Raw genomic sequence first — 22844 nt, forward strand, 5'->3', positions numbered from 1 at the left:
ACGATGCGCCGCGTTCCCCTCGTCGAACCGACCTCCCGCCTGGCGGTCTGGAGCCTACGGATCACGCTGGTCGGCCTCGCCGTGATGGTGGTGGCGGTGCTGGCGGCACGAACGGACAGGCTCGACGGGCTGCAGGCGGTCGTCGCCCTGGCCATCGGCATCGCCATCACCGGGATGGGTCTCCTGGCGGCGCTGATCGCCGGGGCGACGATCTGGTTCAGCGGTTATCGCGGTGCGCGCCAGGCGGCGGCCGCCGCGCTTCTCGGCCTCGCCGCAACGGCCTATCCGGCGGCGATGGTGCCGATCGGCCTCAGTCTTCCGGCGATGAACGACATCACGACCGACTTCGCCGATCCCCCGGGTTTTTCCATCGCCACCATGGCGCGGCCGGAGACCGCCAATCCCGTGGCCTATCCGGCGGCCTTCGCCACCATCCAGCGACGTCTCTATCCCGAGATCCGGCCGATCGAGGTCGACCTGCCCGCCGAGAGCGTCAATGCCATCGTCACCGACCTTGTCGAGGACCGCCGCTGGACCGTGCTCGACCAGGTCGATTATCGCGGGCCCGAACGCGAGGGCCGGGTCGAGATGGTGACCCGCTCGCTGCTGCTCGGCTTCCGCGACGACATCGTCATCCGCATTCGCACGGTGAACGGCAGGTCCCGGATCGACATGCGGTCGGCGTCGCGTTACGGAAGCCAGGATTTCGGCGTCAACGCCCGGCGCGTCATCGCCGCCCTGGACGAGATGCGCGCGGCGGCGCGGCGGGCCCAGCGCGAGCGATAGGTGACTGACATGAGCATAAAGGCGGCGACCGTTCCCCTCCATGAGGACGAGGTGATCGAGGGCATCCGCCGCTGGGTGACCATCGAGAGCCCGACCTATGACGTCGGCGGGATCGAGGCCGTCCTGGATGCGGTCGAGCAGGACTTCGAAGGCCTGCCCGTGGTCTTCGACCGGCGCGAGGGCCGGGACGGCTATGGTGGCATCCTCAAGGTGTCGTCGGCGGAGCCCTCCAACGAGAAGCCGATCCTCGTCCTCACCCATATCGACACGGTCCATCCCAAGGGGACGCTGACCGGCCGCCTGCCCTTCCGCCGCGACGGCGACAAGCTGTTCGGGCCGGGCCTCTACGACATGAAGGGCGGCGCCTATCTCGCCGTCGCCGGCTACCGGGCGCTGGTGCGCGCCGGCGTGCCGACCGCCCGGCCGGTGACCTTCCTGTTCACGCCCGACGAGGAGGTCGGCAGTCCCACCTCCCGCGCCGTGATCGAGGAGGAGGCGGCCAGGGCCGCCTATGTGCTCGTCACCGAGCCCGCCCGCGACGGCGGGCGTATCGTCACCGCCCGGAAGGGCGTCGGCCGCTTCACCCTCACCTGCACCGGGCGGCCCGCCCATGCCGGTGCGCGCCACATGGACGGCCGCAGCGCCATCCGCGAAATGGCGCACCAGATCCTCGCAATCGAAGGCATGACCGATTACGCGCGCGGCATCACCACCACGGTCGGCCTCATCAAGGGCGGCACGGCGGCCAATGTCACGCCCGAGACCTGCACGGCCGAGATCGACCTGCGGGTGCCCGATCCGGAGGTCGGTGCCGAGATGGTGGCGCGGATCCGCGGGCTCTCCCCGGTGGACCCCGACGTGACGCTGGCCATTGACGGCGGCATCAACCGGCCCGCCTATCCGAAGACCGCGATGATCGTCGACATGCTGGAGCGGGCCCGCCAGGTCGCCCATGCGGTCGGCTTCGACCTCGCGGACTGCCCGATGACGGGGGGCGGCTCGGACGGCAATTTCACCGCCGCCCTCGGGGTTCCGACCCTCGACGGCCTCGGCATCGACGGGGCCGGCGCGCACACGCTGGAGGAACATGGTTTGGTTTCCTCGATCCTGCCACGGGCCCGTGTTCTTGCAGGCTTGATGGAAACCCTGAGGTAAGGCGCATCCGCTAAATCTGTCCGCCGTTGGGCTCAGGGAGCAGGCGTGGCATGGCCGAGATGTGTGGCAATTGCCGGAATTTTTTCGAACCGCGCAGCGGCGGCGTCTGCCGCGCCCACCCGCCCACGGCGCGTGACGACGGAACGGCGCGCTGGCCCTCGGTGGCGCGCAGCGACTGGTGCGGCGAGTATCGGGTCACGCCGCCGCCGGAAAATCCCGGAATCCGGCGCCTCGCGACCGCGTGATCGCGCAGGCCCTGACCGTGCGGCGGCGGCGTGGCCCGCCAGCAGAAGTCACGGGACAGTCAGCGACCACATGATCAGATAGGCGCCGAGCAGGATCACGGCCGCCCCCAGGCTGATCACAAGCACGAGCAGGACCGGCTTTCCGAGGGGGCCGCTGCGGGCGGTGTCAGCTTTCAGGATCTGAGCGCCCGGTGCAGCCTCGCGCGGCGGCGGCATCTGCCGGTGATCGGGCTCAATAATCTTGGTGCCGTCATCGACCATGGTTCTCTCCCGTGACACGGAGAACCAACGCTGTCCGGGCGCCACCGGTTCCGCGACGGGCGGCCGGGCGCCCCCGGGAGATTGACGGTCAGCGCAGCGGATCGGCCGGGGTCAGCAGGACCATGTCGGAGGGCCGCATCCGGAACGTCTCGGCTTCGGCCTCCATATAGGCGGCATTCACCGCGAAGGTGCGGATCACCAGTTCCTTGACGCTGCGGACCAGCGCCAGACTGGTCTCCGGGTCGAGCGGCCCCTCGTCGATCAGCTGCGCGGCGCGCCCCAGTGAGGCCGTCGCCTCGGCGAAGGCCCGTACCACCTTGGCGCGCCCTGCCGCCTCTTCCGAGACCTCGCGCTGGGCGAAGAGCGAGACGATGTTCGATTGGGGTGTTGCACCGGGCGGCATGGGGAACCTCGACGTCGTCAAATAGTGCTTTTCTTGCACGTCACTTGGGGGAAAATGCTAGGCCAGCACGGTAAAAAAAGGATTAATGTTTACGTAACGTCATGCGTAAAGTGTCTACATGGACGGCTGTCCCGACGGTCTCTTGCAGACAAGATCGCAGTCGTCGAGGCGGTGAAAGCCGGCCCGCGGCGCGCTTGCCGGAGGACGAGGGGACAGTGGCCCAACGAAAAAGGGCGACCCGCAGGTCGCCCTTTTCGTCCACGAAGCCGCCAGAAGGCCTGAAGGCTTCCGCTGGTCGGAGTGGCAGGATTTGAACCTGCGACCCCCACGTCCCGAACGTGGTGCGCTACCAGACTGCGCTACACTCCGCCTCGCGAACAGGCCGCGTGTATAGCGGCGCCTTCGACCCCGCGCAACCCCATCCATGCCGCCTTTCGATGCTGCCGCCAGACGTCTCGACGCCGCCACCTGCGACCCCCTAGATTGCCGCCATGAGCCGACATTCCTTCGAGGCCGTCGCCTTCGCCGGCGGTGGCAACCGCTGTTACTGGCAGGGCGGGTTCTGGGACGCCCTGAATGCCGCCAGCCCGCAAAGGCCGGCCATCGTGGTCGGGGTCTCGGCGGGCGCCTTCCAGGCCTGTTTCTCGCTGATCGGCGCCGGCGACCGCGTGCGCCGGATCGTCCTCGACGCCTGCGCTGGGATCGACCGGGAGGTGGAGTGGCGCCGGCTCCTGCGCGGCCGGTCGCCCTTCATCGTTGCCGGGCTCTACCGCGACCTCATCGCCGAGGTCTTCGGCGATCTCGAACTGGCGGCGCTGCGGGCGGCGCCCGAGATCCTGATCCAGGTCACCCACCCGCCGGCCTTCATGCCGCCGCTGGTCGCCGCCTATGCCGCCATTGCGGCCTATCAGGTCGAGAAGCTCTGGACGGGCGCCGGCCATTCGCGCGCCGGGCGCCATGTCGGCCTGACGGCGGGCTTCGTCTCGACCCATGGGATCGCGACCCGCGAGGACCTGGTGGCGGCCCTGATGGGCACGGCGGCCGTGCCGCCCTTCATGCCGGTGGGGCTGGTGAACGGGCGCCCCGCCCTCGACGGCGGGCTGGTCGACAATCCGCCGGTGGAGCGCATCGCCGCGGTGGAAAAGGCCGGCGGGCGAACGCTGGTGCTGACGACGCGCGCCGGCGGCACCATCCCGGCGGTGGAGAACCGCACGGTGGTGCGCCCCTCGGTGCCGATTCTGTCCAGCCGCTTCGCGGTGACCGACGGGGCGGCGATCCGCGCCGCCTATGAACTCGGCCTCAAGGACGGCGAGGCTTTCGCGCGGCGCCGGGACTGACGAGGCTCAGGCCCGCCGGTCGAGCCAGGCGGCCACATCCATGAACGAGGGCAGCACCACGTCGGCATGGATCGCGAAATCGGCGGGCACCAGGGGACCGGTGGTGACGCCGACGGCGACAACGCCGGCAGCGCGGGCGGCATGCATGTCGTGCAGGCTGTCGCCAATCATCGCAACCTCGTGGGGCGCCATCGACCAGGCGTCGAGGAAGGCGTGGATCTGGCCGGGGGCCGGCTTGCGACCGTGGCCGGAATCCCAGCCGACGATGAAATCGAAATGGTGGTCGATGCCGAGCCGCGCCGTCTGGCTGCGGGCGCCGTTCTCGGAATCGTTGGTGACGACGCCAAGGACGAGGCCGCGGGCCTTGAGCGCGCCGATCGCCCCGGCGGGATCGCCGATGGGGGTCAGGCCGGCGAGCCCCTCCTCGACGAAGAGCACGTCCATCTCGTCGGTGACGGCCTTGGAGAAGGGCACGCCGATGGCCTCGGCCCAGAGCGGACCGTAGTCGGCGGAGGAACCGGCCACCAGCGGCGAGGTCGGATGGAAGCGCAGGGCGGCCTCGTCGAAATGGGAGACCTGCATCAGCCGCTCGATCTTGCCGCGGTCGCCGCGGGCCATGCGGTCCATGACGCGGAAGGCGGCCGGCCCCCAGGTCTTGTCGAAATCGACGAAGGTGCCGTCCTTGTCGAAGAGAATCGCGCGAATGGTCATGGGGCAGCTCCTAGACCCGCCATGTGACATGCAGGTCACAAGCGGTCCAGACGCCGCGGCGGGCTTGCCATGGGCGGGCTTGCGGCCTAATCCCGCCTCGACCCTTGATCCAGGCCGTGGAGGCCTTGCCATGCGCTACATCTCGACCCGGGGCGAAGCACCGGTGCTGGACTTCCCCGATGCGCTCCTCGCCGGCCTTGCCCGCGACGGCGGCCTCTATGTGCCCGAGACCTGGCCGGCCCTGACGCCGGAGGCCATCGCATCGCTGTCGGGCCAGCCCTATGCGGAGGTTGCCAAGCGCGTGCTCGCCCCCTTCGTCGACGGGGCGATCGCCCGTGGCGATCTCGAACGCATGATCGATGAGGCCTATGCCGGCTTCCGCCATCCGGCGGTCACGCCGCTGGTCCAGCTGTCCGCGTCGGAATGGGTTCTGGAGCTGTTCCACGGCCCGACCCTCGCCTTCAAGGACTGCGCCATGCAGCTCCTTGGCCGGCTGATGGACCATGTGCTGAAGGCGCGCGGCCAGCGCGCCACCATCGTCGGCGCCACTTCGGGCGATACGGGCGGGGCGGCGGTGGAGGCCTTCAAGGGGCTTGACCAGGTCGACGTGGTCATCCTCTTCCCCGAAGGCCGGGTGTCGGACGTGCAGCGTCGGATGATGACCACCGTCGATGCGGCCAATGTCCATGCGGTGGCCATCGACGGCACCTTCGACGACTGCCAGGCCATCGTGAAGGGCCTGTTCAACAACCACGCCTTCCGCGACCAGGTGCGGCTGTCGGGGGTCAACTCGATCAACTGGGCGCGGATCGTTGCGCAGGTCGTCTATTATTTCGCCGCCGGCGCGGCGCTCGGCGCCCCGCATCGCGCCGCCCGCTATGTCGTGCCGACGGGGAATTTCGGCGATGTCTTCGCCGGCTATGTCGCCAAGCGCATGGGCCTGCCGATCGCGGAACTGGTGGTCGCCACCAATGTCAACGACATCCTGGCGCGCACGCTCAAGACCGGCCGCTACGAGGTCACCGGCGTGGTGCCGACCTCCTCGCCGTCGATGGATATCCAGGTCTCGTCCAATTTCGAGCGGCTGCTGTTCGACGCCTATGGCCGGGATGCCGGTGCCGTGCGGCGGCTGATGGCGGGCCTTGCCCAGTCGAAGAGCTTCACCATCGACACGGGGCCTCTGACGGCAATGCGCTCTGAATTCGCCGCCGCCCGCGCCGACGAGGCGGAGGTCTCGGCCATGATGAAGGCGACGCTGACGGAGGCGGGCTATCTCCTCGACCCGCACACCGCCGTCGGCATGGTGGCGGCCCGCAAGGTCGCCGCCGACCCGGCCGTGCCGACCGTGGTGCTCGCCACCGCCCACCCGGCCAAGTTCCCCGATGCGGTCGAGGCGGCGACCGGCACCCGGCCAGCCCTGCCGCTCTGGCTCGGCGACCTGATGACGCGCGAGGAGCGCATCACCCTCCTGCCGAACGACCAGGCGGCGGTGGAAGCCCATGTGCTGGCGAAGACGCGGGCGGCGGTGGCCGGCGCTGCGTGAGGGTCACATCCCCAGATAGGCCTTCCTGACGCCGTCGTCGGCGAGGAGCTCGGCGCCCGTGCCGGTCAGCGTCACCCGGCCGTTCTCCAGCACGTAGCCGCGGCTGGCAAGCCGCAGGGAGACCGCGACGTTCTGCTCGACGAGGAGGCAGGTGAGGCCGCCCTCGGCGAGGTCGCGGATGGTGCGCAGCACGTCCTGGACGACGGTCGGAGCAAGGCCGAGGGAGGGCTCGTCGAACATGACGAGTTCGGGCTCGCCCATCAGGCAGCGGCCGATGGCGAGCATCTGCTGCTCGCCGCCGGAGAGCGTGCCGGCCGCCTGACCGGCGCGCTCCAGGAGCCGCGGAAACATGGCGTAGACGCGCTCGATGTTGCGGGCCTTGTGGCGGCGGGCGCGCGGGATCATGGCGCCCATGGCGAGGTTGTCGGCGACGGAGAGCGAGGGGAAGACCTGACGGCCCTCCGCCACCTGGCCGATGCCGAGATCGCAGACCTCGTGGCTGGGCAGTCCGGTGATGTCGCGGTCCTTGAAGCGGATGGTCCCAGCTGCGGGGCGGTGCATGCCGGCGATGGTGCGGATCAGCGAGGTCTTGCCGGCGCCGTTGGCGCCGACAATGGCGACGATGGAGCGCTCCGGCACCTCCAGCGAGACCTTGTCGAGGGCCTGGGCGTCGCCGTGGAAGACATCGATGTCGTGGACGAACAGCATCTAGAGAGCCTCCGCCCCGAGATAGCTCTCCAGCACCTTGGGGTGGCGCGTCACCTCCTCCGGCGTGCCCTCGGCTATGGTGGCGCCGTGATGCAGCACATGGATGCGCCCCGCCAGCGCCATGGTGGCGCGCATGACATGTTCGATGAGGAGAATGGTGACGCCGGAGCGGTTGATCTCGCGCAGGATGGCGACGATGCGGTCGACCTCGGTGGGACGCAACCCCGCCATCACCTCGTCGAGCAGCAGGAGCCGCGGCCCCGTGGCCAGCGCCCGGGCGCATTCCAGGCGCTTGCGGTCGGGCAGGGTCAGCGACTTCGCCTTGGCCTCGCGCCGGTCCCACAGATCGAGCTGGCGCAGCACTTCGCCGGCCTTCGTCCGTGCCGCCTCCATGTCGGGCGCGCGCATCATCGCGCCGATGGTGGCGTTTTCCAGCACCGTCAGTTCCGGGAAGGGCCTGACGATCTGGAAGGTACGGGCGAGCCCGCGCCGGCAGAGTTCATGCGGCGGCAGGCCGTCAGCCCGCGTGCCGGCGAAGGTCACGGTCCCCGCATCGGGGGTCATGGCGCCGGCGATCATGTTGAACAGCGTGGTCTTGCCGGCGCCGTTGGGGCCGATCACCGCGAAGATCTCGCCCTCCGTGACGGTGAGGGAGACGGTGTCGACGGCGGTGAGTCCGCGGAAGCGTTTGGTGACGCCGCGGACGTCGAGGAGCGGCGTCATTCGCGCCCCTCCGGAATGCCGAGCTTCTTCTTCAGCCAGGGCCAGACGCCGTTCGGGGTGAACCAGATGATGACCATCAGCGCCGCGCCGTAGAAGACGAGATTGACGCCGGGAATGGCGCGGCCGGCGATCTTCTCGACCAGGGCGATGAGCGTCTGGCCGAGGGGGGTGAGGATGAAGGCGCCGAGGATGGGACCGAACAGCGTGCCGAGACCGCCGATGATCGGCGCGAGGATCATCTCGATGGAGCGGGCGATGTCGAAGGTCTGGCTGGGAAAGAGATTGTTCTGGTAGAAGGCGTAGACGACCCCGGCCACCGCCGTCATGGCGGCGGAGATGACCACTGCCGCCATCTTGGCGCGGAAGACGTCGATGCCGAGGGCCCGCGCCGCCTCCGCATCCTCGCGCACGGCGAGCCAGGCATGGCCCAGCCGCGACCGGCGCAGCGCCGCGCAGAGGATGAAGGCGATGATCATCATCGCCAGCGCGACGTAGTAGAACAGCATGGGCCCGCCGCGCAGGTTCACCGGGCTGGCGGCCGCCGATACGGGGATGAAGAAGCCGGCGGCGCCGCCGACGAAGGACCAGTTGTCGAAGCCGATGCGCGCCACCTCGGCGAAGGCGATGGTCAGCAGGGCGAAATAGACGCCCTCGATGCCGAAGCGGAAGCCGAGCCAGCCGATGACGGCGCCGAAGGCCATGGCGACGAGTATGGCCGGCACGATGGCGATGGCAGGCGAGATGCCGAACTTCACCCAGAGCAGCGCGCCGATATAGCCGCCGAGGCCGACATAGAGGGCATGGCCGAGGGACAACTGGCCGCAGAAGCCCATCATGATGTTCCAGGCCTGGCCGACGGTGGCGAACCAGAAGATCAGGAAGAAGACCGAAAGCAGATAGCGGTCGAGCACGACCGGCGCCACCAGCAGCACGGCGAGGAAGGCCGCCAGCAACAGAAGGGCGCGGCGCGGCGCCTCGTCGACCAGCCGGGCGAGCGTTGCGAAGGGGTTCATGCCCGCCTCCCGAGGAGGCCCTGCGGCCGGAGCGCCAGGACAAGGACGAGCAGGCCGAAGGAGGCCATGGTCTTCATCGAGGGCGCGATGAGGACCGAGGCCAGCGCCTCGGCGATGCCGATCAGCAGGCCGCCGACGATGGCGCCGGTCATCGAGCCCATGCCGCCGATGATGACGATGGTGAAGGCGAGCAGCGTGAAGGCCGGCGCGATCATCGGCGTCGCATCGGTCAGCGTCACCATCAGCGCGCCCGCCGCCCCGACGCAGGCAAGGCCGAGGCCGAAGGTGAGCGCGTAGAGCTTCTTGACGTCGAGGCCGACCACGGCCGCGCCGACGAGATTGTCGGCGCAGGCACGGATGGCGACGCCGGTCGCGGTGAAGCGGAAGAAGGCGAAGAGCAGGGCCGCCACCGCCAGCGCGGCGATGGCCGCATAGACACGCACCTTGTCGACGATGATGGCGCCGATTTCCCAGCTGTCGAAGGAATAGGGCAGGTTGGCGCTGCGGGCATCCGGGCCGAAGATCATCAGCGTGCCGTTGACCATGATGATGGCGAGGCCCACCAGCAGGATGAACTGCTCGTGTTCAGGGCGCGAGACGAAGGGGTTGATCAGCGTGCGCTGCAGCCCGTAGCCGATGACGAAGAAGGCGGCGGCGATCGGCAGCATCGACAGGAAGGGGTCGATGCCGAAGGAGCGGAACAGCACGAAGGCGGCATACATCCCGACAACGGCGAATTCGCCATGGGCGAAGTTGACGACGCGGACGACGCCGAAAATGACCGAGAGGCCGAGCGCCATCAGGCCATAGACGAGGCCCGTCAGCACACCCTGGACGAGAACATTGGCGTAGAGCGACCAGAGCATGCCGTTCGGGGTGTCCGTTGTGGAAGACAGCCGCAGTTAGCCTGTCGGCAGGCCCGCGGCAACAGCCGGGGGCAGAGGCCCCCGGCGATATGCGCAGATTCAGCTCCGTCCCTGCCAGGCCGGGAAGGGCAGCACCGGCTCGGCGACCGCCACGTCCTTCGGCAGGACGACGGTCGGGACCCGTCTGAGGTTCTGCACCAGGGCGGAGCCGATATTCGGGTTCTGGCCCTTGGCGTCGAAGGTGATGGGACCGCCGATCATCACGTGCTCGGGCAGGTTGGTGGCCTTCACCGCCTCCATGAGCTGGGGCCCATTGGTCGTGCCGGCGCGCTTGAAGGCGTCGGCGGCGATCAGCATGCCCTCGAAGGCGAAGCCGGCATTGAAGCTGTCGACGGCGAAACGGTTGTTGGGGTTCGCCTTGACGAAGGCCTTCTCGAAGGCCTGGGTCATGTTCGACTTCGGGTTGGCCCAGGGCAGGCCGAAGAGCACGAAATCGGCCAGCGGCCCGAGGGCCTGGTAGAATTCCTCGTCATAGAAGCCGGGCGAGCCGGGCGAGATGATCGCCTTCGGCTGGAAACGCTGGCGCACCATGTCGCGCACCATCTTGATGGCGTCGGAGGCGCGGGTGACGCACATGACGAGATCGGGATTGATCGAGCGGATCTTGGTGACCTCGACCGAAAGGTCCTGCGCGCGCGGGTCGTAGGCGATCTTCTCGACAAGCTGGATCGGCAGGCCGACGCGCGGCCAGATGGCGTCCATGGCGTTGCGCTGGGCGGTGCCGAACGTGTCGTTGGCGTGGAGGAAGACCGCCTTCTCGAACTTGATGGACTTGGCCTCCATCACGTCTCTGATCAGACGCAGGCCGTTGGTGACGAGCTGGCCGCCGGTCTGGAAGTTGCGGACGAGGAACTTGTAGCCCTGCTCGGTGATCTGCGGGGCGGCAGCCACGTTGACGACGAAGGGCACCTGACGCTGCTCGGTCACCTGGGCGATGGCGAGGGTGTGGCCGGAATCGAAGGCGCCGGTCAGGACGTGGCAGCCATCGTTGATGGCGCGCTCGGCCTGGGTGCGGGCGACGTCGGCATTGGATTCGGTGTCGATATGGACGATCTCGACCCGGTAGCCGAGCTGACCGAGCAGTTCGGGGGCGGCCAGCACGCCACGATGCATGGACTGGCCGGCCTGGGCGAAGAAGCCGGAGCGCGGCAGCAGCGAGCCGATCTTGAGCGTCTGGCCCTGCGCCTTGACGACGGCGGGGGCGACCAGCGTGGCGGCGGCCCCGGCCATGGCGGTGCGGCGGGTGATGGTGGTTGTTGTCTTCATCGGTTCCTCCCTGGATCCGAATGGTCTTCCATCTCGGATCGCCTCGTAGCCCGATCTTACGCGAAGACGCGCCGAGGGAAAGCGGGGGCAACGCAAGGCCACGCCGCCGGCCTGCAGTCCCTTTGATCAGGCCGGGGTCTTCTGCTCGAAACGGCAGATATCGGCAATGAGGCAACGGGGGCAGTCGGGCCTCGCTGCCTTGCAGACATAGCGCCCATGCAGGATCAGCCAGTGGTGGGCGTGCAGCCGGTAGGCATCCGGCACGACCTTCTCCAGGCCGAGTTCGACGACGAGCGGCGTCTTGCCGGCCGCGAGGCCGGTGCGGTTGGCGACGCGGAAGAGGTGGGTGTCGACGGCGATGGTCGGCAGGCCGAAGGCCATGTTGAGCACGACATTTGCTGTCTTGCGGCCGACGCCCGGGAGCTTTTCCAGCGCCGCCCGGTCGGCCGGCACCGCGCTGCCGTGCTCGGCGATCAGGCGCTGGGACAGGGCGATGACGTTCTTCGCCTTGGTGCGGAACAGACCGATCGTCTTGATGTAGCCGATCAGCGCCTCCTCGCCGAGGGCCACCATCTTTTCGGGCGTGTCGGCGACCTTGAACAGGGGGCGCGTTGCCTTGTTGACCCCGATATCGGTCGCCTGGGCCGACAGCGCCACGGCGACGAGCAGCGTATAGGCGTTGACGCTTTCGAGTTCGCCCTTGGGCTCGGGCGTGACCTCATGGAAGCGGAAGAAGATCGCCTCGATCTCCTGCGGCGTCAGCCGGTCACGCTTGCGACGCCTGGCGGCGGCTTTCGCTGCGGCGAGATTGGCGATCGCCTTGGCCGGCCGCTTCGCCGGGCCCCCGTCGACCTTGGTTCGGATGGACTTCCGGGGAGTGGTCGGAGCACGCATTCCGGTCGTATAGTCTGCTGCAATGAGCAGCGGCAAGGCAGACGCGGTCCTGGATGCGGAGGCGAGAGCGGAAGAGGCGCCGCTCTTCGCCGCCCTGCTGACACCCCACCGCTCGATGGGCTGGCCCGGCTTCCTGGCCGTGATGGCGGCCGTGGGCCTGGTCAATCTCGTCGGCGCGGTGATCTTCTTCTCCATCGGCGCCTGGCCGGTCCTGCCCTTCCTCGGCCTCGACGTCCTGATCATCTTCCTCGCCTTCCGCGCCAATTATCGTCATGCGCGGGCCTTCGAGGAGGTGATTGTCACGCCCACCGAGATCCTGGTCCGCAAGGTGACCTGGCACGGCCAGGCGCGCGAATGGCGCTTCAACCCGGCCTGGACGCGCCTCCACCAGACGCGCGACGATGAGGACGGACAGGTGCTCGGCCTGACGCTCGACGAGGGGCGGCGGCAGCTGGACATCGCGACCTTCCTGCCCCCCGTCGAGCGCGAGGGCTTCGGCAAGGCGCTCACGGTGGCGCTGGCCGAGGCCAGGCGCGGACCGGTGCGCACCCATTTCGACTAACGGACCATTCGCATGGCAGGATCGATCGACCGCGTGAGGGCGGCGCTCAGGGACGCGGGGCATGACGACACGATCGTCACCTTCCCGGACAGCACCCGCACGGCGGCGGAAGCCGCCGCGGCCGTGGGCTGCGCCGTGGCGCAGATCGCCAAGTCCCTGGTGTTTCGCGCCGGCCCGCGGCCGGTGCTGGTCATCGCCAGCGGCATCAACCGGGTCGACACGGCCAAGGTGGCCGCACTGGTCGGAGCGGCTGTCGAGCGGCCCGACGTGCGCTGGGTGCGCGATGTCACCGGCTTTGCCATCGGCGGCGTGTCCCCCGTCGGCCACCTGACCCCGCCTGTCGTGCTGGTGGACCAGGACCTTGCCGTCCTCGACCCGATCTGGGCGGCCGCGGGTGCCCCGAATGCGGTGTTCCGGACGCGCTTCGCCGACCTGCTGACGCTCTCCGGCGGCCGGGTGGCTGCTATCGCCGAATAGGCGGTACGATCCGCAGGAATCGGGTGGCTGCCGGCAGGGTCATGGCCCATTGTCGCGGCAGATCGTCCCCTGGAGCCCCATCATGCTCAACGTCGTCCAGCTCGAACAGCACGGCCGGCCCATCCGCCTCAGCGAGGCCGCCGATGATTACGAGACCGTCCGCAAGACACTCGCCTTCATCACCGACCACTGGCGCCGCCAACCCTCGGTGGAGGAGATGGCCGGTCATGTCGGCCTCTCCGCCGGCCATCTGCACCAACTGTTCCGGCGCTGGGCCGGGCTGACGCCGAAGGACTTCCTGCAGGCGATCACGCTGGATGCGGCGCGCGCCCTGCTGCGCGACGAGGCAAGCGTCCTCGATACGGCCTACGAGGTCGGTTATTCCGGACCGGGGCGCCTCCACGACCTCTTCGTGACGCATGAGGCGATGTCACCGGGAGAGTTCAAGACCGGCGCGGCGGGGCTCGTCATGCGCTACGGCTTCCACCCCTCGCCCTTCGGCCTCGCCATCGTGGTGGCGACCGACAGGGGTCTCGCCGGCCTCGGCTTCTGCGACCCGGGCGGCGAGCCCTCGGCCCTCGCCGATATGCAGGGACGCTGGCCGAAGGCGGTCTTCGTCGAGGATGCGGCCGCCACGGCGCCGCTGGCGCTGCGGGTCTTCGATCCCGCCGCATGGACGGACGAGCGTCCCCTGCGGGTCTGTCTGATCGGCACCGATTTCGAGGTCAGGGTCTGGGAGACGCTGCTGCGCATCCCCATGGGCAAGGCGACGACCTATTCCACCATCGCCGGCCATATCGGCAGGCCGACGGCGGCGCGGGCCGTGGGAGCGGCGGTGGGCAAGAACCCCATCTCCTTCGTCGTCCCCTGCCACCGCGTGCTCGGCCGCTCCGGCGCGCTGACCGGCTATCACTGGGGCCTGACGCGCAAGCAGGCCATGCTCGGCTGGGAGGCCGGGCACACGGGGTGAGTGGCTGCCGGGCATCTGTCTTGGAAGAGGCTCTCACTCTCCGTGATGGCCGGGCTCGGCCCGGCCATCCACGACTTGAACACGACCGTTGCTGAATGACGTCTTGGATGCCCGGGCCAAGCCCGGGCATGACGGACAGGGTGGGGTCCATCCGCAAGCCCCATGCCTCCCCTGCCCGCCCGCCGCTGGAATTCCGCCGGCACCCGGCTAGAAGGGCGGCGTGACCACCGCTCTCGCAGCCTCCCCCGTCGTGACCCATCGCCGCGTGCTCGCCATCGCGGTGCCGATGATCTTCGCCCATGTGACGACACCGCTGCTCGGCATCGTCAGCGCCACAGCCATCGGGCGGCTCGGCGATGCGACGGCACTGGCTGCAGTCGCCCTCGGCGCCGTCATCATCGATGTGATCTTCTGGGCCTTCGCCTTCCTGCGCATGGGCACGATCGGGCTGACGGCGCAGGCGGTCGGTCGCGCCGATGCGGTCGAAAAGCGCGCCGTCATCGCCCGGGCCCTCATCCTCGCGGTGGCACTCGGGCTGGCGCTGATCGTGCTGCAGAAGCCGCTGCTGTTCCTGTTCTTCACGGCCATGGGCGCCTCCCCGGCCGTCACCGCCGCGGCCGATACCTATGTGTCGGTCCGCCTGTGGTCGGCGCCGGCGGTCTTCGTCAATTTCGCCGTGCTCGGCTGGCTGATCGGCCAGGCGCGGACCATGACCGGCCTGGTGCTGCAGATCGTCATCAACGTCGCCAACATGGCGCTGACGGTCGTCTTCGTCTCCGTCCTCGGCCTCGGCATCACCGGCGCCGCTACCGCCAATGCCCTGGCCGAATATGGTGGCGCGGCCGTCGGCCTCGTCGTCGTCATGGCCTCACTCGGCTGGCGCTTCGCCGTCCCGTGGCGGGTCGTCCTCGACCGGGCGCGCATCCTGCGCACCATCGCCATCAACCGCGACATCATGATCCGCACCGCGGCCCTCGTCGGATCCTTCGCCTTCTTCACCCGCCAGGGGGCGGTCGGCGGCGATGCGACCCTCGCCGCCAATGCCATACTGATGAATTTCGTCGGCGTCGTCGCCTTCTTCCTCGATGGCTTCGCCACATCGGCCGAGCAACTCGGCGGCCAGGCGGTGGGGGCCCGCGACGAAAAGGCCTTCCGCCGGACCCTCTGGCTGTCGAGCCTGTGGGCGATCGTCTTTGGAACGCTCGCCTCCATCGCCTTCTTCGCCGGCGGGGCGCAGGCCATCGACCTCGTCACGACCTCGGAGGCTGTCAGGGCGGAGGCGCGGCGCTTCCTGCCCTATATGGCGCTGACGCCCTTCACCGGGGTCATGGCCTTCCTGCTCGACGGCGTCTTCATCGGCGCGACCTGGACCGCCGCCATGCGCAACTGCATGCTGGCGGCGGCGGCGACCTTCGTCGCGGCCTGGTGGCTGCTCTCCGGCTACGGTAATGACGGGCTGTGGATCGCCTATCTCGTCATGCAGGCCGTGCGCGGCCTCTATCTCGGCCTCGCCATGCCCGGCCTGATGCGCGCAACCTTCAGGTGAGGCGCCACTCGGCATTGGCCTTGCCGACGAGGTCGGCGACCGAGGCGACGCGTTCGCGCACCAGCCGCTGGGCCAGCCCCTGCTTGATCTCCCCGACCAGGCCGAAGCCCTTGAACACCAGGCCCGAATAGAGCTGAACCAGCGTCGCCCCCGCGGCGATCTTGGCATAGGCGTCCTCGGCCGAGGCGACGCCGCCGACACCGATCAGGGGAAACTGACCCTCGACGCGGCGCCAGGCCTCGGCGAGCATGACCGTCGACCGGCCGAAGAGCGGCCGTCCCGACAGGCCGCCGGTCTCCCTGGCGGTCGCCTGGTCCTTCAGGCTCGCCGGGCGGTCGATCGTCGTGTTGGAGACGATCATGCCGTCGATGCCGCGGCGGCGGCTGACGGCCACCATGTCGTCAAGGCCTTCCAGCGACAGGTCGGGCGCGATCTTGACCAGCACCGGGCGGCCCGGCGCGGCCTTGTCGCGGGCTTCAAGGCAGCGGGCGAGGACCTCGTCGAGGAAGCTCGCCTGCTGCAGGTCGCGCAGGCCCGGCGTATTCGGCGAGGAAACGTTGACCGAGAGATAGGACACGTGGGGGCTGAGCTTCTCGACCAGCAGGCCGTAATCGGCGACGCGGTCGGCGGAGTCCTTGTTCGGCCCGATATTGACCCCGACGATGCCGCTGCGGCCCGCCCGTTCCGCGAGGCGCCGGGCGACGACGTCAGCGCCGTCGGAATTGAGGCCGTAGCGGTTGATGACCGCTTCGTCAGGCACGAGGCGGAAGACACGCGGCTTGGCATTGCCGGGCTGGGGCTTCGGCGTGACGCCGCCCACCTCGACGAAGCCGAAGCCGAGCCTGAGCGACGCATCGGGCACTTCCGCGTGTTTGTCGAAGCCGGCGGCAAGACCGATCGGATTGGGGAAATGGAGGCCGAAGGCCGAGACAGCAAGGCGCCGGTCATCCGTGCCGCAGCCCGGCAGCGGCAGGGTCTTCAATGCCGCAATGGCGAGGTTGTGGCCCGTCTCCGGATCCGTGGAGAGCAGAACCGGGCGGACGAGGCGCGAGGCGAGAGAGAGCAGGGACATGGGTGGTTTCTGGCACCGCGCGGCGGGGCGGGCAAGGGTGGAGGTCAAGAACCCTGCCCTCAGCCCGCCGCGTCACGTCAAATCCGCACGATCTTGGCGTCCACCGGCCATTCCAGCGTCTTCAGCGCCTGGGCGAGGTCCTCGATCAGGTCGTCGGGATCCTCGAGGCCGACGGAGAGGCGCAGCAGCCCGTCGGTGATGCCCATTTCCAGCTTCTCGGCAGGGGTGAAGCGGTCGTGCGTCGTCGTCGGCGGATGGGTGATGAGGCTCTTGGAATCGCCGAGGTTGTTGGAAATCCTGATGATGTTCAGCGCGTTGGCGACGCGGAAGGCGCCGGCCTTGCCGCCCTCGACCTCGAAGGCGATCAGCGTCGAGCCGCCGCGCATCTGGCGCTTGGCGAGCGCGTATTGCGGATGGTCCTTGCGGCCGGGATAGATGACCTTGGTAATGCCCGGCAGCGCGGCCAGCGCATCGGCAATCCTGGCCGCGCTGGTCGTCTGGCGTTCGACGCGCAGCGGCAGGGTCTCCAGGCTCTTCAGCACCACCCAGGCGTTGAACGGGCTCATGGCCGGGCCGGTCTGGCGCAGGTACTGGTAGACATTGTCCTGGATGAACTGCCTCGAGCCGAGGATGACGCCGCCGAGGCAGCGGCCCTGGCCGTCGATGTGCTTGGTGGTGGAATAAACCACGCAGTCGGCGCCGAGGGCGAGCGGGCTCTGCATCATCGGCGTGGCGAAGACGTTGTCGACGGTGACCTTGATGCCGCTCTTCCTGGCGATCGCGACGATGGCGGCGATGTCATAGACCTCGAGGGTCGGATTGGTCGGGCTCTCGAGGAAGAAGACCTTGGTGTTGGGACGCACCGCCGCTTCCCACTGGGCGAGGTCGGCGCCGTCGACAAGGGTCGACTGCACGCCGAAGCGCGGCAGCAGCGTCTCGATGATGTAGCGACAGGACCCGAACAGCGCCTTGCAGGCCACCACATGGTCGCCGGCGGAGAGCTGGCCGAACATGGCGGCGTTCACCGCGGCCATGCCCGTGGCGGTCGCCTTGGCGGCCTCGGCCCCTTCGAGCAGGGCGATGCGGTCCTCGAACATCTGGACCGTCGGGTTGGAGAAGCGGGCATAGATGAAGCCGGCATCCGTGCCCTTGAAGCGGGCCTCGGCCTGTTCGGCACTGTCATAGACATGGCCCTGGGTGAGGAAGAGGGCCTCCGACGTCTCGCCGAATTCCGAACGGAGGGTCCCGCCATGGACGAGGCGGGTGGCCGGCCGCATGCGGGAGGGATCAAAGGGCTTCTTCATCGCATCGCTCCTCGTGGCGCGGCGGCGGGACACTTGTCCCCCGAAAAAACAGAACCCGACCTGGCAAAAGCCGAGGCCGGGTTGATCCCATGCGCCCGGCCTTTTAGCGAATTGTTTAGCGTGGTTCGCAAGCCGGCCGGCCAAATCTCCACGTCGTGGTGAGGTTGGTAGGGCGGCGGTGCGCAGGCGTCAAGCGGTTTGTTCGTTTTGACGAACGTTTCGTTCGTCGGAGTTGGGGCGCATGCAGGACGACATGGTTCAGGGCATTCTGCCCGCACAGGCGATCGAGGATCTGGTGGCGCGCGGCGCGATCCGCATCGCCCGGGCGCTCGATGCCGACCAGGTTCAGCCGGCCTCCCTCGACTTGCGCCTCGGCACCCGCGCCTATCGCATCCGGGCGAGTTTCCTCCCCGGTCCCCATACGACGGTGGCCGACCGGCTGCAGGCTGTCGCCCTGCACGAGATCGACCTGTCGCGCGGCGCGGTGCTGGAGACGGGCTGCGTCTATCTGGTCGAACTGATGGAGGGGCTGGCCCTGCGCGGCGGCATTTCGGCCACCGCCAATCCGAAGAGCTCGACCGGCCGGCTCGACGTCTTCACCCGCGTCATCCTCGACCGCGCCCAGGCCTTCGACACGATCCCCGCCGACTATGAGGGGCCGCTCTATCTCGAAGTCTCGCCGCAGACCTTCCCGATCCTCGTGCGCGCGGGCTCGCGCCTGTCGCAGATCCGCTTCCGCCGCGGCCGCGCCGACCTGACGCTCGACGAGGTCAATGGCCTGCAGGAGACCGAGCGGCTGGTGGATACCGGCACGCCGGTGGTGGGGCCGGTCGGCATCGCGGTGACCATCGACCTCCTCGGCGAGGCCTGGGGCGGGCTCCTCGGCTACCGTGCCAAGCGCCATTCCAGCGTCATCGACGTCGACAGGAAGGCCGCCCACGACGTGCTCGACTTCTGGGAACCGATCCAGGAGCGCGGCAAGGGCGAGATGATCCTCGACCCCGACGAGTTCTATATCCTCGCCTCGAAGGAGGCCGTGGTGGTGCCGCCGGATTATGCGGCGGAGATGCTGCCCTTCGATCCCCTCGTCGGGGAATTCCGCGCCCATTATGCCGGCTTCTTCGACCCCGGCTTCGGCCATGCCACCGCCGGCGGCCGCGGCGCGCGCGCCGTGCTCGAGGTGCGCTCGCGCGAGGTGCCCTTCATCCTCGAACACGGGCAGATCGTGGCGCGTCTCGTCTATGAACGGATGACCGAGCGGCCGCGCACGCTCTATGGACAGTCGGGCTCGAACTACCAGGCGCAGGGCCTGAAGCTCTCCAAGCATTTCCGCTGATCGGGTCCCACGCGGGCAACCCGGCCGCCGGCGCTATGGTTCCTGTTCTCCACCCGGCACAGGCCTGAAGGAGCCGCCCAAGGCCCTCTTGAGCGTCACCAGCGGGGACTCACCGAAAACATCGCGGTATTCGGTGGAGAAGCGGGCCACGTTCGAAAAGCCGAGACGATTGGCGGCATCGCGCACCGTCGTGATCTCGCCGCTTTCCAGCAACTGCCGGGCCTGGCGCAGGCGCGCGCGCTTGATCACAGTGTGCGGCGAGGCTCCCATACGGCGACGGAAGGCGAGTTGCAGGGCGCGGACGCTGACGCCCACGGCCTCGGCGACCTCGGTCACCGTGAGGGGGGTGTCCATCGCCTCGATCAGTTCCATCGCCCGACTGACCTGATGGGCAGATGGCGGCGCGACATCGTCCGGATCTCCCAGGCCAAGGAAGATGCCGGCCTGCTCGATGATGAACATCAGCAAGGCCTCTTCGGTCAAACGAAGAGAATGGTTCGCGGCGCGTCTGGCGCGGTGAGCCAGCTGAATGTTCACCAGGGCAGAACTGACATGGGCATTGAGACCGCGGCCGACCGGACTATCGACCCCGAAAGCCTTCGCCCAGGGCCAGTCATCGCCGATCGGACGATCGATCAGCAGGCGCGCCATTTCGGTCGCCCTGTCGAAACACATCAGCACCAAGCGGCAATCGGAGTCGGCCGATGCGAAATGCCGTTCTGAGCGCAGCGTGTCGAAGATCAGTCCCTGGTCCGGCGCGATGATCATGTCCTCACCTGCCCGGGAGACCCCGACGAGGCCTTTGCTGACGGTTCTGATTCCGATGCAGCGCACGCCATTCCGGCTGCAGGCCGTGCTGCCATAACCGTTGAAGGAATCGACCACGAAGGTCGAGCCGTTGGAGACGAACGCGACGTCAAGGGCGAAGGGACCGGGCGCCGCAGGCCGGATGGATATCCGGCAATTCGTCGAACGCCCGAGTTCGTCGGATGCCTGATCGGCATCGCGATATGCGGCGCTTCCCAACAGCAGCTCACCGGGAAACATCAGACAGCTCCTAAATCAAATGACATTTGATCCCTGCTTTACACAGCGCCGGACCTGCCGCAAGGATATTTTATAAAATCTCGCGATCGCAGAATTCCTAGGGTGTCTATATTGACCAATTGATGATCCGTCCATGAAAAGGACCGCACATTCATCGCTACTATTGATGAATACGTTTAACGTACCGCTATACAAAACGCGAATTCTCATCGATTAACTTCGGATTAACTGAAAATGTGCCTATTTGTCGCATGGCCGACCTGCGACTTTAGGAGAGCCCCGCGTGGTCGCTCCTCGCCTCTAGGTCATCCCCACGTGCATTGGCGCGCCGGACCGCTGGCCGCGCGCTCCCCGATCCACATATTGGAGGCCACCACCATGCTGTCTCTCGGCGCCGTCAGAACGACCCCGAAAATTCTCGCCCTGGTCATTCTTCTCAATATTGCCATGGTCGTCGTCGGCCTGGTCGGCATTTTCGCGGTGAGCATCGTCTCGAATGACGCGCAGGAGGCATCGGGGGCCGCCCAGCGCGCCGTCGCCTCGGCCCGAATCAACAGCGGTGTTCTCGCCCTGAACCGCATCGAACTGCTGATCGCCGCCGACCCGCGCCCCGAACGGATCCGCGAGCTGACGGCGGATGCCGGTCGGGAAATGGAGCAGACCCGCCAGCGCTTCGACATCATCCGTGCGTCGACGGCACCGGTCGTACAGGAGGCCCTGCGCAAGGCCGAAACCTCCTTCGAGCCGCTGCGCGCCTCGGTGCAGAGGAGCCTTGCCGCCGCGGCGCAGGTTCAGGGGGCCATCACCGCCGAGCAGCAGAAACAGCTCGACGAGATGTCGCTGAACAGCCGGCGGCTCATGGTCGAGACGCGCCAGGTGGTTGCGGATATGACCAATGTCCTGATCGGACGGTCCACTGAACGCGCCAAGGCCATCCAGGACACTGCGGACGAAAAGGAAAAGCTGCTCTACGTCATCATGGCGATCACCGGCATCATCGGCATCGGTCTCGGCGTCCTCATCGGCCAGGTTGGCATCGCCCGGCCGATCCGCGCCATCAACGAGACGCTGGCGAGCCTGGCCGAGGGCAAGTTCGACGTGAAGGTCACGGGGACCGAGCGCAAGGACGAGGTCGGTGACATCGCCCGGGCGGCCGAGATCTTCAAGGCCAACGGCCTCGAGACCAGTCGCCTGCGCGCCGAACAGGAGGCCGCCAAGGCCCAGCAGGAGCAGCAGCAGAAGGCGATGATGCGCGAGCTCGCCGACCGCTTCGAAGCCTCCGTCGGCGGCATCGTCGACATGGTGTCGGCAGCGGCCACCGAGATGCAGGCCACCGCCACGCAGCTCACGGCCTCCGCCCAGGAAGCCTCGGCCCAGTCGACCTCGGTCGCCAGCGCCGCCGAAGAGGCCGGCGCCAATGTCACCGCCGTCGCCAGTTCGGCGGAGGAGCTCGGTGCCTCGGTGCAGGAGATCGGCCGCCAGGTCGAGCATTCGGCAAACCTCGCCCGCGGGGCGGTCAAGGAAGCCGATTCCACCAGCGGCATCGTCGCCGAACTGTCGCAGGGCGCCGCCCGCATCGGGGCGATCGTCGAGATGATCTCGAACATCGCCAGCCAGACCAATCTCCTCGCCCTCAACGCCACCATCGAGGCGGCGCGGGCGGGCGAGGCCGGCAAGGGCTTTGCCGTCGTCGCCCAGGAGGTCAAGGGCCTTGCCGAGCAGACAGCGAAGGCGACCAGCGAGATCGGTTCGCAGATCGTCTCGATCCAGGAAACGACGCGCAAGGCGGTGGACGCCATCGCCGGCATTACCGGGAGCATCCGCTCGATCGACGACGCCAGCTCGTCGATAGCCTCGGCGGTGGAGCAGCAGGGCTCGGCGACCCGCGAGATCGTCAACGCGGTCGGCCAGGCCTCGACCGGCACCAGCGAGGTATCCTCCGCCATCACCTCCGTCGCCCAGGCCGCAGCGGAGACCGGCCACGGCGCCTCGCAGGTGCTCAGCGCCTCCTCCGACCTCGCCCGCCAGGCCGAACGCCTCTCGGCCGAGGTGCGGCAATTCCTCGCCAATGTCAGGGCCGCCTGATCGGCAGTGACGAAAGGCCGGGATTCGGGCTGCAGCCGCCCGGGTCCCGGCAAGGCCTTCAACGCGACACGGTCAGCCCCGATGAAAAAAACGTCCTTCCGTGTGGTCGACGCATCCTTCGTGCAGCCGGGCGCTGCGACCTTGATCGCGACGGAGATGCATGTGCTGGCGAGCGCCCTGCAACGCCTGCAGATGCCCATCGCCAACGCGCCGTTCCACAATCATGAAGAGCTCAACGTCCAGTTCGCTGTCATGACAAAGACCTACATCGAATTCTTCGCCTGCTATTGCGCAGCCATCCAACGCGCCCTGGACACATCCGGCTGAGCGTCCGGCGAAACGGATCCCTGATCGGGGCCGGACCAGGGAGGTGACCGGGACGAGGCCAGCGCGCCCAAAGCCGCCGACGGGCAACCCTTGCGAACAGCAACGCACTGAGCTCCGGCAAGTCGCCCGTCCTGAGCGGGAAGACCG

Annotated in this window: 24 protein-coding genes, 1 tRNA gene and 1 riboswitch; of the genes, 12 read left to right on the plus strand and 13 right to left on the minus strand. The window is 68.2% G+C overall.

The window, feature by feature from the left end:
- Positions 1–3 precede the first annotated feature (3 nt).
- From Q0C57_RS03060 to Q0C57_RS03070, 3 genes are read left to right on the plus strand one after another with little or no spacing between them, the layout of a single operon-like run.
- Positions 4–786: a DUF1499 domain-containing protein gene (locus Q0C57_RS03060; protein ID WP_296571911.1), complete on the plus strand. Its 783-nt coding sequence runs from the start codon at positions 4–6 to the stop codon at positions 784–786.
- Positions 787–795: 9 nt separating this feature from the next.
- The gene (locus tag Q0C57_RS03065; RefSeq protein ID WP_296571914.1) at positions 796–1941 is read left to right on the plus strand and encodes a M20 family metallopeptidase; all 1146 of its coding nucleotides are present in this window, start codon (positions 796–798) and stop codon (positions 1939–1941) included.
- 50 nt (positions 1942–1991) lie between these two features.
- On the plus strand, positions 1992–2186 hold the full coding sequence (locus Q0C57_RS03070) for a hypothetical protein (RefSeq protein WP_296571917.1): 195 nt from the start codon (positions 1992–1994) through the stop codon (positions 2184–2186).
- A gap of 48 nt (positions 2187–2234) precedes the next feature.
- Here the strand turns inward: Q0C57_RS03070 and Q0C57_RS03075 are convergent, their stop codons facing one another.
- From Q0C57_RS03075 to Q0C57_RS03085, 3 genes are all read right to left on the minus strand, one after another.
- Positions 2235–2447, minus strand: coding sequence for a hypothetical protein (locus Q0C57_RS03075; protein WP_296571919.1), 213 nt, complete (start codon positions 2445–2447; stop codon positions 2235–2237).
- A gap of 88 nt (positions 2448–2535) precedes the next feature.
- Positions 2536–2850 (minus strand): hypothetical protein, encoded by a 315-nt coding sequence (locus tag Q0C57_RS03080; protein WP_296571922.1) that lies wholly within the window; start codon positions 2848–2850, stop codon positions 2536–2538.
- Between the two features lie 292 nt (positions 2851–3142).
- Positions 3143–3219, minus strand: a tRNA-Pro gene (locus tag Q0C57_RS03085).
- A 122-nt stretch (positions 3220–3341) separates the two neighbouring features.
- Between Q0C57_RS03085 and Q0C57_RS03090 the strand changes: the two genes are divergently transcribed.
- Positions 3342–4187 (plus strand): patatin-like phospholipase family protein, encoded by an 846-nt coding sequence (locus Q0C57_RS03090; protein WP_296571925.1) that lies wholly within the window; start codon positions 3342–3344, stop codon positions 4185–4187.
- A 6-nt stretch (positions 4188–4193) separates the two neighbouring features.
- On the opposite strand, the gene Q0C57_RS03095 is transcribed toward Q0C57_RS03090, so the two are convergent.
- Positions 4194–4898 carry an HAD-IA family hydrolase gene (locus Q0C57_RS03095; RefSeq protein WP_296571927.1) on the minus strand — a complete coding sequence of 235 codons (705 nt, stop codon included), beginning with the start codon at positions 4896–4898 and terminating at the stop codon, positions 4194–4196.
- Positions 4899–5028: 130 nt separating this feature from the next.
- Here Q0C57_RS03095 and thrC point away from each other — a divergent pair, with 130 nt between their 5' ends.
- On the plus strand, positions 5029–6441 hold the full coding sequence (thrC, locus tag Q0C57_RS03100; protein WP_296571929.1) for a threonine synthase: 1413 nt from the start codon (positions 5029–5031) through the stop codon (positions 6439–6441).
- 3 nt (positions 6442–6444) lie between these two features.
- Here the strand turns inward: thrC and Q0C57_RS03105 are convergent, their stop codons facing one another.
- The 6 genes from Q0C57_RS03105 to nth form a co-directional block, all read right to left on the minus strand.
- A complete protein-coding gene (locus Q0C57_RS03105) occupies positions 6445–7149 on the minus strand; it encodes an ABC transporter ATP-binding protein (RefSeq protein ID WP_296571930.1) in 705 nt (234 codons plus the stop codon).
- Positions 7150–7872 (minus strand): ABC transporter ATP-binding protein, encoded by a 723-nt coding sequence (locus Q0C57_RS03110; protein WP_296571932.1) that lies wholly within the window; start codon positions 7870–7872, stop codon positions 7150–7152.
- Positions 7869–8885, minus strand: a complete 1017-nt coding sequence (locus Q0C57_RS03115; protein ID WP_296571935.1) for a branched-chain amino acid ABC transporter permease — start codon at positions 8883–8885, stop codon at positions 7869–7871. Before Q0C57_RS03115 ends, Q0C57_RS03110 begins: the two co-directional genes overlap by 4 nt.
- Positions 8882–9751, minus strand: a complete 870-nt coding sequence (locus tag Q0C57_RS03120; RefSeq protein ID WP_296571937.1) for a branched-chain amino acid ABC transporter permease — start codon at positions 9749–9751, stop codon at positions 8882–8884. The genes Q0C57_RS03115 and Q0C57_RS03120 overlap by 4 nt, the downstream gene beginning before the upstream one ends.
- A 99-nt stretch (positions 9752–9850) precedes the next feature.
- A complete protein-coding gene (locus tag Q0C57_RS03125; RefSeq protein ID WP_296571940.1) occupies positions 9851–11077 on the minus strand; it encodes an ABC transporter substrate-binding protein in 1227 nt (408 codons plus the stop codon).
- 126 nt (positions 11078–11203) lie between these two features.
- Positions 11204–11971: an endonuclease III gene (gene nth / locus Q0C57_RS03130; protein ID WP_296572141.1), complete on the minus strand. Its 768-nt coding sequence runs from the start codon at positions 11969–11971 to the stop codon at positions 11204–11206.
- A gap of 22 nt (positions 11972–11993) precedes the next feature.
- Here nth and Q0C57_RS03135 point away from each other — a divergent pair, with 22 nt between their 5' ends.
- From Q0C57_RS03135 to Q0C57_RS03150, 4 genes are all read left to right on the plus strand, one after another.
- Positions 11994–12533, plus strand: a complete 540-nt coding sequence (locus Q0C57_RS03135) for a DUF2244 domain-containing protein (RefSeq protein ID WP_296571942.1) — start codon at positions 11994–11996, stop codon at positions 12531–12533.
- Positions 12534–12545: 12 nt separating this feature from the next.
- A complete protein-coding gene (locus Q0C57_RS03140) occupies positions 12546–13010 on the plus strand; it encodes a YbaK/EbsC family protein (RefSeq protein ID WP_296571945.1) in 465 nt (154 codons plus the stop codon).
- An 82-nt stretch (positions 13011–13092) separates the two neighbouring features.
- Positions 13093–13980, plus strand: a complete 888-nt coding sequence (locus Q0C57_RS03145) for a bifunctional helix-turn-helix domain-containing protein/methylated-DNA--[protein]-cysteine S-methyltransferase (protein WP_296571948.1) — start codon at positions 13093–13095, stop codon at positions 13978–13980.
- Between the two features lie 220 nt (positions 13981–14200).
- Entirely contained in the window at positions 14201–15526 is a 1326-nt protein-coding gene (locus Q0C57_RS03150) for an MATE family efflux transporter (RefSeq protein WP_296571951.1), read from the plus strand.
- On the opposite strand, the gene Q0C57_RS03155 is transcribed toward Q0C57_RS03150, so the two are convergent.
- Both Q0C57_RS03155 and Q0C57_RS03160 read right to left on the minus strand, forming a co-directional pair.
- Entirely contained in the window at positions 15519–16598 is a 1080-nt protein-coding gene (locus tag Q0C57_RS03155) for a quinone-dependent dihydroorotate dehydrogenase (RefSeq protein ID WP_296571953.1), read from the minus strand. The genes Q0C57_RS03150 and Q0C57_RS03155 overlap by 8 nt on opposite strands.
- Positions 16599–16675: 77 nt before the next feature.
- Positions 16676–17902 (minus strand): O-succinylhomoserine sulfhydrylase, encoded by a 1227-nt coding sequence (locus tag Q0C57_RS03160; RefSeq protein WP_296571956.1) that lies wholly within the window; start codon positions 17900–17902, stop codon positions 16676–16678.
- An 83-nt stretch (positions 17903–17985) separates the two neighbouring features.
- Positions 17986–18064: riboswitch (SAM riboswitch) on the minus strand.
- 79 nt (positions 18065–18143) lie between these two features.
- Here Q0C57_RS03160 and Q0C57_RS03165 point away from each other — a divergent pair.
- Positions 18144–19238 (plus strand): 2'-deoxycytidine 5'-triphosphate deaminase, encoded by a 1095-nt coding sequence (locus Q0C57_RS03165; RefSeq protein ID WP_296571959.1) that lies wholly within the window; start codon positions 18144–18146, stop codon positions 19236–19238.
- Positions 19239–19271: 33 nt separating this feature from the next.
- Here the strand turns inward: Q0C57_RS03165 and Q0C57_RS03170 are convergent, their stop codons facing one another.
- The gene (locus Q0C57_RS03170) at positions 19272–20285 is read right to left on the minus strand and encodes a helix-turn-helix transcriptional regulator (protein ID WP_296571961.1); all 1014 of its coding nucleotides are present in this window, start codon (positions 20283–20285) and stop codon (positions 19272–19274) included.
- Between the two features lie 378 nt (positions 20286–20663).
- On the opposite strand from Q0C57_RS03170, the gene Q0C57_RS03175 reads away from it, so the two are divergent.
- Complete coding sequence (locus Q0C57_RS03175; protein ID WP_296571964.1) at positions 20664–22370, plus strand: methyl-accepting chemotaxis protein; 1707 nt, start codon at positions 20664–20666, stop codon at positions 22368–22370.
- Positions 22371–22472: 102 nt separating this feature from the next.
- Positions 22473–22697: a hypothetical protein gene (locus tag Q0C57_RS03180; protein WP_296571967.1), complete on the plus strand. Its 225-nt coding sequence runs from the start codon at positions 22473–22475 to the stop codon at positions 22695–22697.
- Positions 22698–22844 lie beyond the last annotated feature (147 nt).

The sequence above is a fragment of the Phreatobacter sp. genome, assembly GCF_022843985.1.
In the GTDB taxonomy this organism is placed as follows: Bacteria; Pseudomonadota; Alphaproteobacteria; order Rhizobiales; family Phreatobacteraceae; genus Phreatobacter.